At 66.0% G+C, this 2,053-nt stretch carries 1 pseudogene; it reads left to right on the forward strand.

The annotated features are described in order from the left end of the window. Nucleotides 1–2,053 (forward strand): annotated as a pseudogene (locus ABZ622_RS41970) (hypothetical protein); the annotation flags it as partial.

Genomic DNA, 2,053 nt, shown 5'->3' on the forward strand with positions numbered 1-2,053 from the left:
TCCGCCTGGCCCACCACGCCCCCGCCACCACCGAGTCCAGATCCGCACAGGACGCGGCCGTCGCACCCCCCGACGACAAGGAGGCCCAGGGCAAGGCGGCCAACGCCGAGAAGATGAACGCGGCGAAGCCCGGCGAGTTCAACAAGCAGGCGTTCATCGACGCGGTGAACCAGGCGATCGACGCCCAGGCCCCGAAGAACCTCGACCAGGCCGACAAGTTCTCCAAGTCCGGCAAGGCGGACAAGATCAAGGGGGAGGTCGACGGGAAGGTCAAGGACGGGAAGGAGTCCTCGTCCAAGGACATCGACACGGCGACGAAGGCTCCGCCCGACACGGCGGCGGCCAAGGACAAGCCCGTCACCCCGATGTCCCCGGACCAGCCGCCCGCCAACCCGGGCGCCCCTTCGGCAGCCGACGCGGTCCCGGACAAACAGCCCGCCGCGGTCACGGACTTCTCCCAGGGCCCGGCCGCCAACGACCAGGCGATGGCGGACGCCGAGGTCACCGAGGACCAGCTCGCCAAGGGCAACGAGCCCGAGTTCGACCAGGCCCTGTCCACGAAGAAGACCGCGGAGGCGGACTCCGCGAAGGCCCCCGCGAAGGGCAGGGCAGCCGAGACCCAGCAGCTGTCCAACGCCAAGGCCGGGGCGGCGGCCTCCGGCGCCCAGGCCATGAACGCGCTGACCGCGACCCGCACCTCCGCCGGGAAACAGGTCGACGGCGGCAAGGGCGAGACCAAGTCCAAGGACGAGAAGAAACGCGCCGAGGTATCGGCGAAGCTCCAGAAGGTCTACGACGGCACGAAGAAGGACGTCGAGACCACCCTGTCCGACCTCGACAAGAAGGTCGACACCGCGTTCACCCAGGGCGAGAAGGCGGCCCGGGACGCGTTCACCGCCGACCACAAGCGCCGCATGAAGAAGTACAAGGACAAACGCTACTCAGGCATGTTCGGCCCGGCGAAGTGGGCCAAGGACAAGCTGATGGGCATGCCGGAAGAGGCCAACGACCTCTTCCAGGAAGCCCGCAAGCTCTACGTGGCGAAGATGCAGACGGTCATCTCATCGGTGGCCGACATCATCGGCGCCGAACTCGGCAAGGCCAAGGCCCGCATCGCCAAGGGCCGAACGGAACTGAAGGCCGAGGTCGACAAACTCCCCGCAGACCTCCGTGAGTTCGGCCAGGAAGCCGCCACCGACTTCGCGGGCAAGTTCGACGACCTCGAAGCCACGGTCAACGAGAAGTCCGAACAACTCGTCCAGGACCTCGCCCAGAAGTACACCGCCGCCCTGAACAAGGTCGACGAGGAGATCAAGAAGCTCCAGGAAGCCAACAAGGGCCTGGTCGACAAGGCGAAGGACGCGATCGTCGGCGTCATCAAGACGATCAACGAGCTGAAGAACCTCCTCCTCGGGATCCTCGCCAAGGCCGCCTCCGCGATCATGAAGATCATCAAGGACCCCATCGGGTTCCTCGGCAACCTGGTCAAGGCGGTCGGCGCCGGCCTCAACCTCTTCATCACCAACATCGCCGAACACCTCAAGACCGGTGTCGTGTCCTGGCTCCTGGGAACGGCGGTCAAGGCCGGCCTCGAACTCCCCCAGAAGTTCGACCTCAAGGGCATCATCCAGCTCATCGGCTCCCTCCTCGGCCTGACCTGGGCCAACATCCGCACCCGCATCACCCGCAAGGGCATCCCTGACCAGGCCCTCACCGCAGTCGAGACCTCCGTCCCCGTCGCGAAGAAACTCGCCACCGAGGGCCCCGCGGGCGCCGTCAAGGAAATCGAGGCCGAGGCCGGCGACATCAAAGCCACCATCCTCGAAAAACTCACCAGCTACCTGATCCCCACCGTCATCATCGCCGGCATCACCTGGATCATCTCCCTCCTCAACCCCGCCTCCGCGTTCGTCCGCGCGGTCAAGGGAATCATCGACATCGTCACGTTCATCGTGAACCAGGGCGCCCAGATCGTCGAATTCGTCAACGCCATCCTGGACGCCGTCATCGCCATCGCCAACGGCGGCACGGCGGGCGTCCCGAAAATGGTCGA

This window comes from Streptomyces sp. NPDC007164 (genome assembly GCF_040634135.1).
Classification (GTDB): domain Bacteria; phylum Actinomycetota; class Actinomycetes; order Streptomycetales; family Streptomycetaceae; genus Streptomyces; species Streptomyces sanglieri.